Source organism: Martinezella lusitana (assembly GCF_900094565.1).
In the GTDB taxonomy this organism is placed as follows: Bacteria; Pseudomonadota; Alphaproteobacteria; order Rhizobiales; family Rhizobiaceae; genus Rhizobium; species Rhizobium lusitanum.
In genome coordinates this window covers 193,603-208,431 of the sequence record NZ_FMAF01000007.1, presented here as the reverse complement: position 1 = coordinate 208,431, position 14,829 = coordinate 193,603, and the positions used below count along the sequence as shown (strand labels likewise).

13 protein-coding genes are annotated in these 14,829 nt (G+C 61.4%); 9 read left to right on the top strand and 4 right to left on the bottom strand.

Annotation, left to right across the window (positions count from 1 at the left end; all coding sequences use genetic code 11):
* Positions 1-60 precede the first annotated feature (60 nt).
* Positions 61-1,065: a glycoside hydrolase family 5 protein gene (locus GA0061101_RS17410; protein WP_092574298.1), complete on the top strand. Its 1,005-nt coding sequence runs from the start codon at positions 61-63 to the stop codon at positions 1,063-1,065.
* Positions 1,066-1,150: 85 nt separating this feature from the next.
* On the opposite strand, the gene GA0061101_RS17405 is transcribed toward GA0061101_RS17410, so the two are convergent.
* Positions 1,151-2,188 carry a dipeptidase gene (locus GA0061101_RS17405; RefSeq protein WP_092574296.1) on the bottom strand — a complete coding sequence of 346 codons (1,038 nt, stop codon included), beginning with the start codon at positions 2,186-2,188 and terminating at the stop codon, positions 1,151-1,153.
* 214 nt (positions 2,189-2,402) lie between these two features.
* On the opposite strand from GA0061101_RS17405, the gene GA0061101_RS17400 reads away from it, so the two are divergent.
* The 7 genes from GA0061101_RS17400 (at position 2,403) to GA0061101_RS17370 (ending at position 9,969) form a co-directional block, all read left to right on the top strand.
* Positions 2,403-4,001, top strand: a complete 1,599-nt coding sequence (locus GA0061101_RS17400; RefSeq protein WP_092574295.1) for an ABC transporter substrate-binding protein — start codon at positions 2,403-2,405, stop codon at positions 3,999-4,001.
* Positions 3,998-5,011 (top strand): ABC transporter permease, encoded by a 1,014-nt coding sequence (locus tag GA0061101_RS17395; protein ID WP_092574293.1) that lies wholly within the window; start codon positions 3,998-4,000, stop codon positions 5,009-5,011. Before GA0061101_RS17400 ends, GA0061101_RS17395 begins: the two co-directional genes overlap by 4 nt.
* Entirely contained in the window at positions 5,008-5,910 is a 903-nt protein-coding gene (locus GA0061101_RS17390; protein WP_092574291.1) for an ABC transporter permease, read from the top strand. The genes GA0061101_RS17395 and GA0061101_RS17390 overlap by 4 nt, the downstream gene beginning before the upstream one ends.
* 3 nt (positions 5,911-5,913) lie before the next feature.
* Entirely contained in the window at positions 5,914-6,741 is an 828-nt protein-coding gene (locus GA0061101_RS17385) for an ABC transporter ATP-binding protein (protein ID WP_092574289.1), read from the top strand.
* Complete coding sequence (locus GA0061101_RS17380) at positions 6,738-7,487, top strand: ABC transporter ATP-binding protein (protein ID WP_092574288.1); 750 nt, start codon at positions 6,738-6,740, stop codon at positions 7,485-7,487. The genes GA0061101_RS17385 and GA0061101_RS17380 overlap by 4 nt, the downstream gene beginning before the upstream one ends.
* A 20-nt stretch (positions 7,488-7,507) precedes the next feature.
* Positions 7,508-9,016 (top strand): serine hydrolase domain-containing protein, encoded by a 1,509-nt coding sequence (locus tag GA0061101_RS17375; RefSeq protein WP_092574286.1) that lies wholly within the window; start codon positions 7,508-7,510, stop codon positions 9,014-9,016.
* Between the two features lie 68 nt (positions 9,017-9,084).
* A complete protein-coding gene (locus tag GA0061101_RS17370; RefSeq protein ID WP_037191495.1) occupies positions 9,085-9,969 on the top strand; it encodes a LysR family transcriptional regulator in 885 nt (294 codons plus the stop codon).
* Between the two features lie 25 nt (positions 9,970-9,994).
* On the opposite strand, the gene GA0061101_RS17365 is transcribed toward GA0061101_RS17370, so the two are convergent.
* From GA0061101_RS17365 to GA0061101_RS17355, 3 genes are all read right to left on the bottom strand, one after another.
* On the bottom strand, positions 9,995-10,861 hold the full coding sequence (locus GA0061101_RS17365) for a D-amino-acid transaminase (RefSeq protein WP_092574284.1): 867 nt from the start codon (positions 10,859-10,861) through the stop codon (positions 9,995-9,997).
* A 39-nt stretch (positions 10,862-10,900) separates the two neighbouring features.
* Positions 10,901-11,944, bottom strand: a complete 1,044-nt coding sequence (locus GA0061101_RS17360; RefSeq protein WP_092574368.1) for a P1 family peptidase — start codon at positions 11,942-11,944, stop codon at positions 10,901-10,903.
* Between the two features lie 161 nt (positions 11,945-12,105).
* Complete coding sequence (locus tag GA0061101_RS17355) at positions 12,106-13,029, bottom strand: alpha/beta hydrolase (protein WP_092574367.1); 924 nt, start codon at positions 13,027-13,029, stop codon at positions 12,106-12,108.
* A 457-nt stretch (positions 13,030-13,486) separates the two neighbouring features.
* Here GA0061101_RS17355 and GA0061101_RS17350 point away from each other — a divergent pair, with 457 nt between their 5' ends.
* The gene (locus tag GA0061101_RS17350; protein ID WP_037191506.1) at positions 13,487-14,638 is read left to right on the top strand and encodes a helix-turn-helix domain-containing protein; all 1,152 of its coding nucleotides are present in this window, start codon (positions 13,487-13,489) and stop codon (positions 14,636-14,638) included.
* Positions 14,639-14,829 lie beyond the last annotated feature (191 nt).

Sequence of the window (14,829 nt, the reverse complement as noted above, 5' to 3'; positions counted from 1 at the left end):
AGCACCCTATTTCGGACACAAGGCGGGCTGAAGTTCGCTTCAGATGTCATGGAGGTGAGCATGCGCCTGTTCCTGTCTGGCCTTTTTACGCTGCTTGCCATCACCGCCGCCGTTGCCGCACCTTCGACAAAAGCAGGCCAGGCCGCAACAAAACTCGGCCGAGGCGTCAACGTTCTCGGCTATGACCCTCTCTGGACCGATGCCGGGAAGGCTCGCTTCAAGCCCGCCTATTACAAGATGCTGCATGACAGCGGCTTTCAGAACATCCGCGTCAATCTGCAAGCCTTCTCGCATATGGATCAGTCCGGCCACCTCGACGCGCAATGGCTCGCAAAGCTTGATGACGTGGTGAAACAGGCGACCGGAGCGGGTCTGAAAGTCATCCTCGACGAGCACGACTATCGTGCCTGCGCTGAGAACGCCGAGGATTGCAGATCGAAGCTGATTGCCTTCTGGAACCAGATCGCACCACGCTATAAGGATGAACCTGATAGCGTTCTCTTCGAGATCTTGAACGAGCCGAACAAGGCGATAACCCCGGATATCTGGAACGGGTTGCTGCGCGAAGCGCTCACTGTCATTCGCAAGACGAATCCCGATCGCAGCGTGGTGATCGGACCGGCAAATTCCAACAACTTCCATTCACTCGACAAGTTGTCGCTTCCCGAAGACGACCGCAATATCATCGTGACTGTTCACTATTACGATCCCTTCGCCTTCACGCACCAGGGTGCGACCTGGACAAATCCAAGCCGCGAAAAGCTGATCGGCGTAAAATGGGGCAGTCCAGCCGAGCACGAACAGATCGTCCGGGACTTTTCAACGATCGCCGCGTGGTCGGGCAACCATGATCGGCCGATCCTGCTCGGCGAGTTCGGCGCCTACGACAAAGGCGATATCGCATCGCGGGCGGCATGGACCGCAAGCGTGGCGCGGGCAGCGGAAAGCAACCATTTTGCCTGGAGCTACTGGCAGTTCGAAGGCAGCTTCGGCGCCTACGATATCGCTACCGACAAATGGGTGGCGCCGATCCATCAGGCGCTGATGTCGAGCCAGCAGAACTGAGCCGAAGGGCAAGGCGCTACTCCCGCTTGGATAAGGTGCAGCGTCTCGCAAGTTCAAAGCTCTACGCGCGGCGCCGCCGCGGGTTTCAGGCGCCCCAAGTGCGTTCGAGCACGCGGATCCAGTTTTCATGGGCAATCATTCCGAGCGCCTGATCGTCAAAACCATGGGCGCGCAGGGCGTCGATGAGCTTCGGCAGGCCGCTGGCATCGCCAAGCGACTGCGGGATGGTCGTGCCATCGAAATCGGAGCCGAGCGCCACATGCTCGATGCCGATCCGCTCGGCGATGTAAGCGATATGACGGACGAGGAGCTCAATCGGCGTATCGGCATTTCTGACGCCATCATCACGCAGGAACAGCACGCCGAAATTGATGCCGACCAGACCGCCGGTATCGCGGATCGCATCGAGCTGCTTGTCCGTCAGATTGCGGCTGTGGGGCGAAATCGCGTGTGCGTTGGAATGCGAGGCGACAAGCGGCGCCTTCGACAATTTCGCGATATCCCAGAAGCCCTGCTCGTTCATGTGCGAGAGATCGATCATGATCCGCAGTTCATTGCAGGCGCGGATCAGATCTTTGCCGGCATCGGTCAGGCCGGGCCCGATATCCGGCGTCGAGGGAAAGCGGAAAGGCACGCCATAAGCGAAGACGTTCGGCCGGCTCCATACCGGACCGAGCGTACGCAGCCCGGCTTGATGAAGGACATGGAGCGCATCGAGATCGGCCGCGATCGCTTCTGCCCCTTCGATATGGAAAACAGCGGCGAACCGGCCATCGGCGATGGAACTACGGATGTCGTTGGCCGACCGGCAAACCTTTACTGCGCCATCGGACTGAGCCTCGATTGCGAGAAGAAGGCGAAACATCGCCAAAGTCTCGTTCAGCGCCTGGGGCTGCGAGGGAGCCGGAAAGTCACCATTCCCATCGCGGGGTTGATCCGGAGACGGAATGAACACTGCGCAAAGCCCGCCTGCAAGCCCGCCGCGACGCGCGCGCGGCAGATCGATATGCCCCGCAGCCTCGCCATTCAGAAAGGCGTTGACGGAATTGAGGCCATCGCGCCGCAGCCGCAGCAACACATCATTGTGGCCGTCGAATACTGGAATTATCGAGGATTCTGTCATGTCTCATTCCAAAAATTGTAGTGGATGCCTGCCTAGGCAAGCTCGGAGGGGTGGGCAAATGCAAACCGCGCATAGGGTCTGCGAAAAACGGAATTAGTCGCTCGCAAGACGCGCTGTTAGAGAAGCTGGCGAAAATACGATAGCGACAGAACCGTACCAAGTCTCGCCATGCTTGGCATAGAGCTGTTGCCAAAAGAGTGAAAGGGGATTTCGCATGGTTTCTAGACGCCAGTTTCTCATCGGCAGCGGTACGCTGCCCTTCCTGTCCTATCTCGATCTAGCACAGACCGCATTTGCCGCGACGCCGAAAGATGTGCTTGTCGTTGCCCAGCAGCTCGACAACATGACGAGCCTCGACCCTCATGAAAGCTTCGAGGCCGTTGGCGGCGAAGTGATCAGCAACATGTATCAGAAGCTGGTGCGTCCCAACACCGATGATCCCTCCAAGGTCGATCCTGTGCTCGCTCAATCCTGGCAGGCCGATGCGGACAGCAAGGTCTTCACCTTCAAGCTCGCCAAGGCAAGCTTTGCAAGCGGCGCGCCGGTGACGGCAGAGGATGTCGCCTTCTCGCTGCAGCGCGCGATCAAGATGAACAAGGGTGCAGCCTTCATCATCAATCAGTTCGGCTTCACCGCCGAGAACGTCGAAAGCCGTATCGTCGCCAAGGATGCCGAGACGCTGACCCTGACGACCGAGAAGCCCACCGCGATCGCCTTCCTGCTTTATTGCCTCTCGGCCAACATCGCCGCCGTGGTCGAAAAGAAGGTCGTGCTCGCCAATGAGGCAAATGGCGACATGGGCAATGCCTGGCTGCAGAAGAACAGCGCCGGCTCGGGCAGTTTCCAGCTTCAGGCCTGGAAGGCGAGCGAATCCGTGTCGCTCACGCTCAACCCGCATGGCCCCTACAAGGGCAATCTGAAGCGCGTCATCCTCCGCCATGTCACCGACCCCGCCTCGCAGCTTTTGATGCTGAAGAAGGGTGATGCCGATATCGCCCGCGATCTGACCTCCGAGCAGCTCCGCACCATTCAGAACGATGCCGATTTCACGCTGGTCACCAAGAGCATCGCCTCGCTGGTTCTCATCTCCCTTAATCAGGGTGTGCCGAACCTGGCAAAGCCTCAGGTCTGGCAGGCCGTCAAATGGGCGCTCGACTACAAGGGCATGCAGGAAAACATCGTGCCCTTGACCCATAAGGTCCACCAGAGCTTCGAGCCGGAAGGTTTCCCGGCAGCGATCAGCGACACGCCGTTCCAGAAGGATGCGGCAAAGGCGAAGGCGCTGATGGCCGAAGCCGGGCTTGCCGACGGTTTCGACGTGACGATGGATCACTACGCCGCACAGCCCTATCCTGACCTCGCCCAGGCCATCCAGGCGAACCTTGCCGAGATCGGCATTCGCGTGAAGTTGCAATCGGCGGAAAACCGGCAGGTGCTGACGAAGATGCGCGGCCGCCAGCACGAGATGGCGCTCTCCGCATGGGGCACCGATTATTTCGATCCGAACTCCAACGGCGAAGTCTTCACCATCAACAAGGACAATTCCGACGACGCCAAGAGCAAGCCCTTCCTGTGGCGTTCACGCTACAAGAACGACGATTTCGCCGCCAAGGCCGAAGCCGCCCGCGACGAGAAGGACCCGGCCAAGCGCATCGCCCTCTATGAAGAGCTCCAGCGCGAGCACATGCAGAACAGCCCCTTCATCTTCATGTTCCAATGGATGAAAACCGCGGCGTGCAGCAAAGCCGTCTCCGGCTTCCAGCTCGGTGCTCTCTCAGAAGCCAATTCCTATCAGGGGACCAGCAAGGCTTGACCCGACGGCTCAAATCCTTCTCCGCCATCCTGAGCAGCATCGTATTGACGCTGCTCGGGCTGACGGTCGTCACCTTCCTTATAGGCCGCGTCATGCCGGTCGATCCGGTCATTGCTGCCGTCGGCGACAATGCGCCGGAGGCGGTGGTCATTCGCGTGCGGGCCGAAATGGGCCTCGACCAGCCTCTTCCGGTACAGTTTCTCCATTACCTGAATCAGCTTCTGCATGGCGATCTAGGCATGTCGGTGTTGACGAAAAACCCGGTGTCGCAGGATATTGCCCGCTTCTTTCCGGCGACCTTCGAACTGGCGACCGCAGCGCTCATTCTCGCCGCGATCATCGGCATTCCGCTTGGCGTCTGGGCAGCCGTGCGGCAGGGGACCCTCACGGATCAGGCGATCCGCGTCGTCTGCCTCGCCGGCCATTCCATTCCGGTTTTCATGCTGTCCCTCATCTCGCTGCTCGTCTTCTATTCGGCGCTCGGCATCGCGCCTGGGCCTGGGCGGCAGGACATTAACTATGACGGAATGATCGCGCCGGTCACGGGACTGCTCTCCGTGGACACGCTGCTTGCCGGCGATCTCGATGCCTTCCGGGATGCGCTTGCCCACATGGCGCAGCCGGTCTGCATCCTCGCCTATTTCAGCATGGCCTATATCGCCCGCATGACGCGCGCCTTCATGATCGATGCCCTGAAGGGCGAATTCGTGATCACCGCGCGCGCCAAAGGCCTCTCGCTCAGCAGGGTGATCTGGGGACATGCCTTCCCGACCGTCGCCGTGCAGTTGGTGACCGTGCTGGCGCTGACCTATGCTGGCCTGCTGGAGGGCGCCGTCGTCACCGAAACGGTCTTTTCCTGGCCCGGCATCGGCCAGTATCTGACCGCCTCCCTGATGAACGGCGACATGAACCCGGTCATCGGCACCACACTCCTGATCGGCATTATCTATGTGGGGCTCAACCTCGTTGCCGATCTCCTTTATCGTCTGCTGGACCCGAGGGTGCGATGATGCTGGCAACCTTCCGCAATTGGGCGCTCGACGAGTCCCCCACTTCCCGGCGCCAGGCCGCCTGGGGCAATCGCTATCGCATCTGGCTGGGGTTGAAGGGCAACGCTCTCGGCATGATCGGCCTGTCGATCATCCTGCTTTTCATCCTGCTTGCGCTTCTCGCGCCATGGCTCGCCACGCATGATCCGGCCACCCAGGATCTCGCCAATCGACTTGCCAAACCGAGCGCGGCTCATTGGCTTGGCACCGACGAGCTCGGCCGTGACATCTACGCGCGCCTGCTCTTTGGCGGCCGCGTGACGCTTGGCATGGTCATCGCCGTGGTGGTGCTCGTGGCGCCGATCGGCCTCGCCATCGGCTGCATCGCCGGCTATTTCGGCGGCGTGGTCGACACGGCGCTGATGCGGCTGACCGACATCTTCCTCGCCTTTCCCCGACTGGTGCTGGCGCTTGCCTTCGTGGCCGCCCTGAAGCCGGGTGTCGAAAGCGCTGTGCTGGCGATCGCGCTCACCGCCTGGCCGCCCTACGCTCGGCTCGCGCGCGCCGAAACCCTGACCGTGCGCGGCGCCGATTTCATCGCCGCCTATCGCCTGACCGGCGCTTCCTCCTGGCGCATCATCATGCGGCATATCGCGCCGTTGTGCATGCCGAGCCTGATCGTTCGCGTCACGCTCGACATGAGCTCCATCATCATCACGGCCGCAAGCCTCGGCTTCCTCGGCATGGGTGCACAGCCGCCGTCGCCGGAATGGGGGGCGATGATCGCAACCGCAAAGCGCTTTATCTTCGAACAGTGGTGGGTCGCAACGATCCCCGGCATCGCCATCTTCCTCGTCTCGCTCGCCTTCAATTTCCTTGGCGATGCGCTGCGCGACGTGCTCGATCCGAAGGAGAACTGATCCATGCTGGTCGAGATCGACAATCTGCGCATCGGCTTCAAGACGCGCACGGGCTTCGCACCTGCGGTCAAGGGTGTGTCGCTGCGCCTCAGTGCCGAGAAGCTCGGCATCGTCGGCGAAAGCGGCTCGGGCAAGAGCCTGACGGCACGCGCGCTGATGAAACTCCTGCCAAGGCAAACCCGCATCGAAGCCGACAAGCTTTCCTTCGATGGCATCGACATCGTGTCGGCCAGCGAAAAGCAGATGCGCACCATCCGCGGCAAACGGGCAGGCTTTATCCTGCAGGACCCGAAATACTCGCTAAACCCCGTTAAGACCATTGGCAATCAGGTTGCCGAGTCATGGCGCACGCACAAGGGCGGCAGCCGCCGGGAGGCGGCGGAAGCGGCAGTAAATCTGCTGGAGCAGGTCAAGATCCGCAACCCGAAGGCGGTTGCCGCCTCCTATCCGCATGAAGTCTCAGGCGGCATGGGCCAGCGCGTCATGATCGCCATGATGCTGGCTCCCGATCCGGAACTGCTGATCGCCGACGAACCCACAAGCGCGCTGGACGCGACGGTGCAGGCGGAAATCCTGCGGCTGATCGAGGAGCTTGTCTCCGAGCGCTCGATGGGATTGATGCTGATCAGTCATGACCTGCCGCTCGTCTCGCATTTCTGCGACCGGGTGGCGGTCATGTATTCCGGGCGCGTTGTCGAGGAGCTGAAGGCATCGGAACTGTTGTCTGCTGCTCATCCCTATACGCGCGGCCTGCTGAACTGCATTCCTTCGCTCACCCACCCGAAAGAGCGGTTGCCCATTCTCGAGCGTGATCCGGAGTGGCTGAAATGACGATAGAGATCCACAATCTACGCATCCGTTTCGGCGAGCGTGAAGTCGTCAAGGGCGTTTCCTTCAAGGTCGAGGAAGGCGGCAGCTTCGGCATCGTCGGCGAAAGCGGCTCCGGCAAATCGACCGTATTGCGCGCCATGGCCGGCCTGAACACCAGCTGGATGGGGCGCATCGCCTTCAATGACGAAGCAGCTCCGCAACACCGCACGCCGGATTTCTTCCGCAAGGTGCAGATGGTTTTCCAGGATCCCTACGGTTCCCTGCATCCGCGCCAAACGATCGACCGCATTCTGAGCGAGCTGCCGCTGGTTCACCGCATGGGCGACGTCGACCAGCGTATTGCCAGGGCGCTTTCGGACGTGGCGCTGCCGCAGAGCTCGCGCTTCCGCTATCCGCACCAGCTCTCCGGCGGCCAGCGCCAGCGTGTCGCCATCGCCCGCGCGCTGATCGCCGACCCCAGGATCCTGTTGCTCGATGAGCCGACAAGCGCGCTCGACGTGTCGGTTCAGGCCGAGATCCTCAACCTGCTGTCCGATCTGCGCGCTGAGCGAAAGCTCACCTATGTGATGGTCAGCCACAATCTCGGCGTGATCGCCCATCTCTGCACCGACGTCGGCGTTATGATCGATGGCCAGATGGTGGAGCAGGTCACGGCCGACGATTTGCGGCGCGGCAACGTCACCCACCCCCATACGCAGGAACTGCGCCGTCTGAGCATCGAGTTCGAGGAAGCGGAACCGGTCTAATCTGCATTTGCGAGGCATGCATGTCCGAAACGGGAACCTGGAAGGCGGCGCAGTCCTGCGCAGCCCAATTCGCGCAAAATTGGGGAAGCGATGAGCCGGGCGGCGCCGTCATCGGCTTCGATGCGCATGGCATTCGCTTTGCCGAATATGGCGGCGTGGAAAGCCTTTCGACGCTCGCCCCCTTCACCGCGGCAAGCGTCGTCCGCTATGCCTCGGTGACGAAGCACGCCTTTTGCGCCATGGTGCTCGCCCATTCCGACAAGATCGGTCTCGGCGACCCGCTCGGACAGCATCTGCCTGAACTGCAGGCACCTCTTCGCGATGTCACCGTTGGCCGCGCTCTCGACATGAGCGGAGGCTTGCCTGACACGCGCGAATGCCTGACGTTGCTTGGCCTGTCTGTCTATACGGAGACGAAAGCCGGCCCGTTGCTCGATTTCCTGGCGCGCCAGACGCGGTTGAACTACGAGGCGGGCACGGAGATCTCCTATTCCAATACCGGCTACCGGCTCGTGGAAGCCGCATTCGAGCGTCACGGGGTATTCTTTCGAGACTTCGTTCGACGGCTGGGTGCGCAAACAGATGCCGTATTGGACGCGCCGGATGTCTGGAACGACCCCGTTGCCGGCCTGGTTCCAGGCTATTGGCGCGACGGCGAGCGCTGGCAGCTTTCGGCCGCCGGCCTGCATATTTCCGCCTCCGGCAGCATGACCGGCAGCGGTGAAAGCCTCGCCAAATGGTTGATGGGATTACTTCGCGGCGAAGGGGCTTTTGCCGGAGTACTCGACGAGTTGTCTGCACCACGGCAGCTCGCCGATGGCAGGCCGAGCGGATACGGCCTCGGCCTGCGCCGCACCATGCTCGGCAACCGCTCTCTTATCGGTCACGGCGGTTCCCATCCCGGCTACAAAAGCTATTTCCTGCTCGATCCGGTTCGAAAAGGCGGCTTTGCGGTCGTATCGAACCGCGAGGATACCAACGGCTACAAGATCGCACTCGAGTGCATGGCGGCATTGACGGGTGAGGCCTTGCCGCGTCCCTCGACCGCCCTTCGCGATGGCACCTATGTGACGGAGAACGGGCCATGGTGGATCAAGGTCGCCGGCAGCACGGTGACCTATCTCGATGCCGACGAAACCGTCTACGAGGATGAGGGATCCTCGGTCTCCTCCCGCTCGGCCTCGTCGCCGATGCGCCTGACGATGGAGGGCGACGCGATCGTCGGGGAAATCGGACATGCCCAGCGCCGCTTCCTGCGTGTCGGAGAGCACCAAGTGTCGGCCTCGCTACGCGGTGCCTGGGACTCGCCGGAGGGCGCGCGTCTCGAGATCGAAGGCGGCAATGTCGTCATGGGCGTCGGCCCGGTGCGCCAGCGCATGCCGCTGCGCGCGCTGGGTGCCGGACGCTATCTGTTCACGCTGACGGATGGGCCTTGGACCAAGCGGGTCTGCCTCCACCTTCTAGGCGAGGACAGGCTCGAACTGGTGCTCGCTCGAGCACGAATGATTGAATATCGCCGCGCCGGCTGATTGCATTCCCCGCCCTTTCGGGCCAAGGAGAGGCGGGCTTTGACAGCCGGTTTCTTTGGGAGCTTCGAGTGGAAGTCAAATGGCTTGAAGATTTTCTGGCGCTGGCGCGGACGCTGAACTTTTCCAAAGCGGCCGACGAGCGCCATGTGACGCAATCCGCCTTCAGCCGCCGCATCCGGCAACTGGAGGGCTGGGTCGGGACGAGCATGATCGATCGAGCCACCTATCCTTCGCGGCTGACGGCCGCAGGCGAGCGTTTCGTACCCGTGGCGGAGCAGACGCTGCAGGCGCTCTATCAGGCGCGACGCAACCTTCAGCACGAGGATGGCACGGATGCGCGTACCGTGACCTTGACCGCGCTGCATACCCTCTCCTTCACCTTCTTCCCTGATTGGCTAAGCCGGCTCAACACGCGCATCGGACCCGTGGTCTCGCATCTGCGCCCGGACTCCGGCACCATGGAAGAGAATCTGAACTCCCTCATCGACGGGGACTGCGATTTCCTGCTCACCTATCAGCACCCGCATGTGCCGATGCTGCTCGATCCACAATTCGAACATCACACGCTCGGCCGGGAAACCATCCTGCCGGTGAGCGCCGCGGGCGCCGGAGGGGTGCCGCTGCATCGCCTGGAGCCCGGCTTCTGCCATGTCAGCTATCAGAAGACGTCCTTCTTCGGGCAACTGGTGGCCGGCGCCTTCGGGGAGCGGCTGCCCGCGGAAAACCGGGTACATGTCGGCAGCATGTCCGTGGGGTTGAAGGGCATGGCCGCAGCCGGCTTCGGGCTCGCGTGGATCCCCGAAAGCCTGGTCAATACCGAGCTTGCCGATGGCCGGTTGGTGCGTGCCGCCGATCCCGAATGGAATATCGAGGTGGAAATCCGCCTCTATCGCTCGCGCGAGAACCGCCGTCCGATCGTCGGGCGTGTCTGGTCGATGCTCGACAAGCCCTGACGATCGGACGATCCTTGCGGCAGGCTTAGATCGCGGTGCGCCGGGCGTTTTCCATATAGAGCGTGCGAAGGCGCTTGAACATCGGGCCAGGCATCCCGTCACCGACGGCAACGCCATCGATATTGGTGATCGAGACGATGAAGTTGGAGGCGCTCGTCAGCCAGGCTTCGGCGGCGGTCTTGGCCTCTTCGACGGAGAAGGGCCGCTCCTCCAGCACCAATCCCGCCTCGCGCGCGAGGTCCAGCACGGCAAGCCTGGTGCAGCCGGGCAAAGTCGCGTGGCTGTTGGCGCGCGTCACGATGCGGCCGTCACGCGTCACGACATAGGCCGTCGACGACGCACCCTCCGTCACCATGCCATCCTCGACCAGCCAGGCCTCGTCGAAGCCTTCCGCCTTGGCGGCGCGCTTGGCCAGCACCTGCGGCAGCAGGCAGACGCTCTTGATGTCGCGCCGCGCCCAGCGCTGATCCGGCATGGACTTCACCTTGAGACCCTTTTCGACGGCTGCGACATGTTCGAGCGTCTTTGCCTGCGTGAAGAGCACCAGCGTCGGCTCCAGATCCTCGGAGTAGAAGAAATTTCGGTCTTCGACACCGCGCGTGTACTGGAGATAGACGAGCCCCTCAGTGAGGTGGTTTGCTTCCACGAGACGCTTCTCGATCGCCACGATCTCGTCAGTCGTGATAGGCAGACGGCCGCCGATCTCACCTACGCTGCGCTGGAGCCGCGCCATGTGCATGGCGCTGTCGATCAGCTTGCCGCCCAGCACGGCAGTGACCTCGTAAATGCCATCGCCGAACAGGAATCCCCGGTCGAAGATGGAAAGACGCGCCTCGTTCTCGGGCAGGAAGGCACCGTTGAGATAGACGGTGCGGATTGTCGCGGCAGACATGAAAACTCCGTATGATGCGAAATCAGAAAATTACGGTCATCAATGACCTGGATGGGGAAGGCTGATCGTACCGACAACCGAGCCTTTGCCGGTCGCGGCGTTGAAACCTTTGGTCTCCGTCGCCATGGCGAGAGAGTTGAGGATTGCTTCCTCGGTAGCTTCGATCGCGGCTTCGAACAGCGGCGAGACGGCATCATTGCCCAATGTAGGGATCAAACTCACGCCCTTGCGGCGTTCGGGAGTACGCCGCACCGCCTCTGCCGTCGAAAAGGCGAGCGCGTAGTCACCCGAGCCATTGCTCAAAGCCGCGCCGGTGCGGGCAAGCCCGCCGAAACAACGGCGCGCCAGCCTTTCGAGATTGCGCGGACAGAGCGGCGCGTCGGTCGCTAGTACGATGACGATGGAACCGTCCTTGTCGTGCTCCGCCAGCGCAGCATAATCACGTCCGGCGACAATAAGGCGGCCGCCGTAGTTGGATTGGACAAGCACGCCCAGCCGATAGGCCTCCGCGCCGACAGGCACGAGGCGCGAACTCGTTCCGATTCCGCCTTTCAGGCCGAAAGCGACCGTTCCGGTTCCGGCACCGACCGCACCCTCTTCTACCGGCCCTGATGTCGCGGTATCGATCGCAAGTAGAACTTCATCGACGCTCGGGCGAGCGGCGCGAATATCGTTGAGACGCGAATCGTTGGTCTCGCCGACCACCGCATTGACCGACACGACCTTTTCGTTACCCGGCTGCGCGAGGGTGTGGCGGATGATAGCCTCTACGCCTCGCCCGACGGCCAGCGTATTGGTCAGGACGATCGGCGTCTCGATCTCGCCGAGTTCGATGATCTGTGTGACGCCGGCAAACTTGCCGAAGCCGTTGAAGACGGCAAGTCCGGCAGGGACCTTGTCCTGGAAAAGATTGCCGCCATGCGGCAGGATCGCGGTCGCTCCGGTGCGTGTGCGCTCGCCTTCCCGGCATGTGACATGCCCCACATGCACACCGGCAACATCGGTGATCGCGTTGAGGGGGCCGGGTTCGAAATGACCGGGCGCGAAACCGAGCTCGCGTATTCTGTGGCGCTTGTGGTCCATCATCCATGCCTCAAGAAGATGATGGCGACCTTACTCCGCCAGCCCGCTCGAAGGCACAACAAAAACGGAATAGTTTCAGACCGGCTTTGCAAAGGGCCGCGAAAGGCGCCCTTTGCTGCATCGAGAAACATCGACAGCGCAAACGCCTTCCGTGCGGTTCCTCATGACAGAAGACGATTGGCGCGCAGCCACTGCTCCCACCAATCGGGCCAAGCGGCACTTGGCGTCCCCGGTCTTCCCATGCCGAAGCCGTGGCCGCCGCTCGGAAGCCGATGCAGCTCGACCGGAACACCCGCTTTTCGGCAGGCATCCGCCATGATCAGCGTATTTGCCGGATTGGAGATCGGATCATCCTCGGCCTGCACCAGGAAGACTGGCGGACAGCCGGAGCGGACATGCGTCTCGACCGACCACTCCGCGCTGGCTTCCGCATCCGGATGACTGCCGATCATTGAACGGCGGGCGGAGGTGTGGTCATAGGGTGGCTCAAGCGTGATGACCGGATAGATCAGCGTTGCCAGATCGGGACGCGCGGATTGGCGATCGATCGTATCGATCGGCTGGTAGGACGCGAAGGCCGACCGCGCCGCCGCCAGACCGATCAGATGACCGCCGGCCGAGAAACCGAGAGCCCCTATGCGCGAGGGATCCAGCCGACGGCGCTCCGCCTGGGTTCGAATGATGCGCAGGGCGCGTTGTGCATCCTGAAGCGGCGCCAGCGGGCCGTCATTCCATCCTTCTCTCGGCAGGCGATAGGTCAGAACAAAAGCGGTGATGCCGCGGTTCGTCAGCCAGCGGGCAGCCGGATAAGCCTCCTTCTCCATCTCGATACGCTTATAGCCACCGCCGGCGGCAATGAGGATGCTGGCTCCGTTCGCTTGCGCAGGCGAGAAAACCTCGAGACTTGGCACGGCTATATTGCTGACGGCGCCCTTGCCATCGCTTTCGAAAGGCCCCGATGGTCCGCCGCCGCCCGGAGGCAGGCCTGGCCATAGCGGGATGCTGGTATCCGATGGTGCCGCCCGTACCCTCGTGGACATCATCGCAAGGGTTGTTGCGATCAGGAAGGAGCGCCTATCTATCATCATATGTCAGATGCCTTCGCGTCAGATGCAGGTAGCCGGCATGTCGGCCTTAACGACAAGCGCGCCTGTGAATGCATCACTCCCGTTTGGCGGCAATATGGTCGACATGTTAGTATTCTTTAGCTGGCGGCAAACGGCAACGAATCGGGCCGACCTATCGAAACCTTCGGGTAATCCCCGTGGGAGCGATAGGCTAACATTCCCTCCAGCCTTGTTTTTTTTAAAGTCCGCAACAAATGAATGTGTGGGAGGCGTAATATGCGAGGCCTCAGCACAACTTACGGCAGGCTATCTCTGCGAAAACGACGACCCGGAACAGGCTTGGACGACCTCCGATTTAACAGAGTGCGATTTTGCGCTAACAATGGATGCGGATTCACGATGACGATTCTGTTCTGTCCTGACGCCATTTGGGGAGGCCAGATTGCCTGACTTTCGACGCGAAGAAGAATCTCCCGTGGTCGAAACCAAGAAAGATGCGCGGAGCGAGGAGACGAAGACCTCGCCGCGCGATAGGCGTCGCTTTCCGCGTCCGCCGAAAGTTGGCGGCGAAGAGTCACAAGCACCTTCAATACTGAAGCCGTTGCTGTTCTCCACACATGATCTTGAACCGGAAACACAATTTGCTGCATGGCAGGCGTATGTGGCGCCCCTCGTAGACACTCGGCTTCCAGACAACGCCCCGCGGGAAACCGGATTTGTCGCCGACCACACGGCATGGAATTTGGGGGGCATGCTGATCGTTGAGCAGAGTGCGCCAGCACACAGCTACATGCGCTCGCAAGCGAAGGTAAAAGCGGATCTCATCGATCACTGGCATGTTTCCGTGCTGCGCAGCGGCCGGACATGGACGGAGGTGGATGGGTATGTCAGCGAAGGCGAGCCGGGCAAGGTCGAACTGCGATCGCTAGGACACCCCTTTCGGGGGCGTTCCACCGACGCCGAAACTCTGTCGCTCTTTTTGCCGCGTGCATTGCTGTCCGACGCCCCTGCCGCAGTCGAGATCAAAAACAATACTGCCCTTTCGGGGACCTTCACCAGATTGCTGATCGAGTATCTCGATAGTATCGTAGCCAATCTTCCAAACTTTGTAGCGACGGATTTGCCCCATGTTGTCCAAACCGTGCGCGGGATAATTTGGGCCGGCGCTGCAGCTTCGGCGGCACAGTCTGCCGACACTGAACACCATAGCACCCTTGCCCTGATGGAGCGGGTGCGGCGGTTCGTCGAGCGCAATCTTGCCGCGAGCGATCTGACGGTGGAGCAGATATGCCGCGAGCTCGGCATGTCCCGCACCAGACTGTATCAGATCTTCGAACAGGATGGCGGTGTGCATCACTATATTCAGCGGCGCCGCCTTCTATCCGCGCATGCCGCGCTCAGCGACCCCTCCAATCGGCAACAGATCCTCGACATCGCCTATGCAGTCGGCTTTTCGTCCGCCGCACATTTCAGCCGCGCCTTCAGCAAGGAGTTCGGCTACAGCCCGCGTGAGGCCAGGAATCTTATCTCGCAGCCCTATCTCGGGCGCCCATTCCCGCTATCGCAAGACGATGAGGGGGCTCATTCTTTCGAAGAATGGCTGAGAACGCTTGGTCACAGCCGCTGAACGCTGCGGGCATCTCACATAAATCATCAATTCGCCGGACGCGCCGATGTTTCGCGCGGCATGAGCGCATGCATTGACGACCGCTCCCCTCCAAAGCCTCCGGATCATAGTTAAGTGATTGCGAAAATGTACGCTGCTGCAAGTTTCCGGATGCGTGGCTAACGACAGGCTACGCGTAACCCATTAAAAAA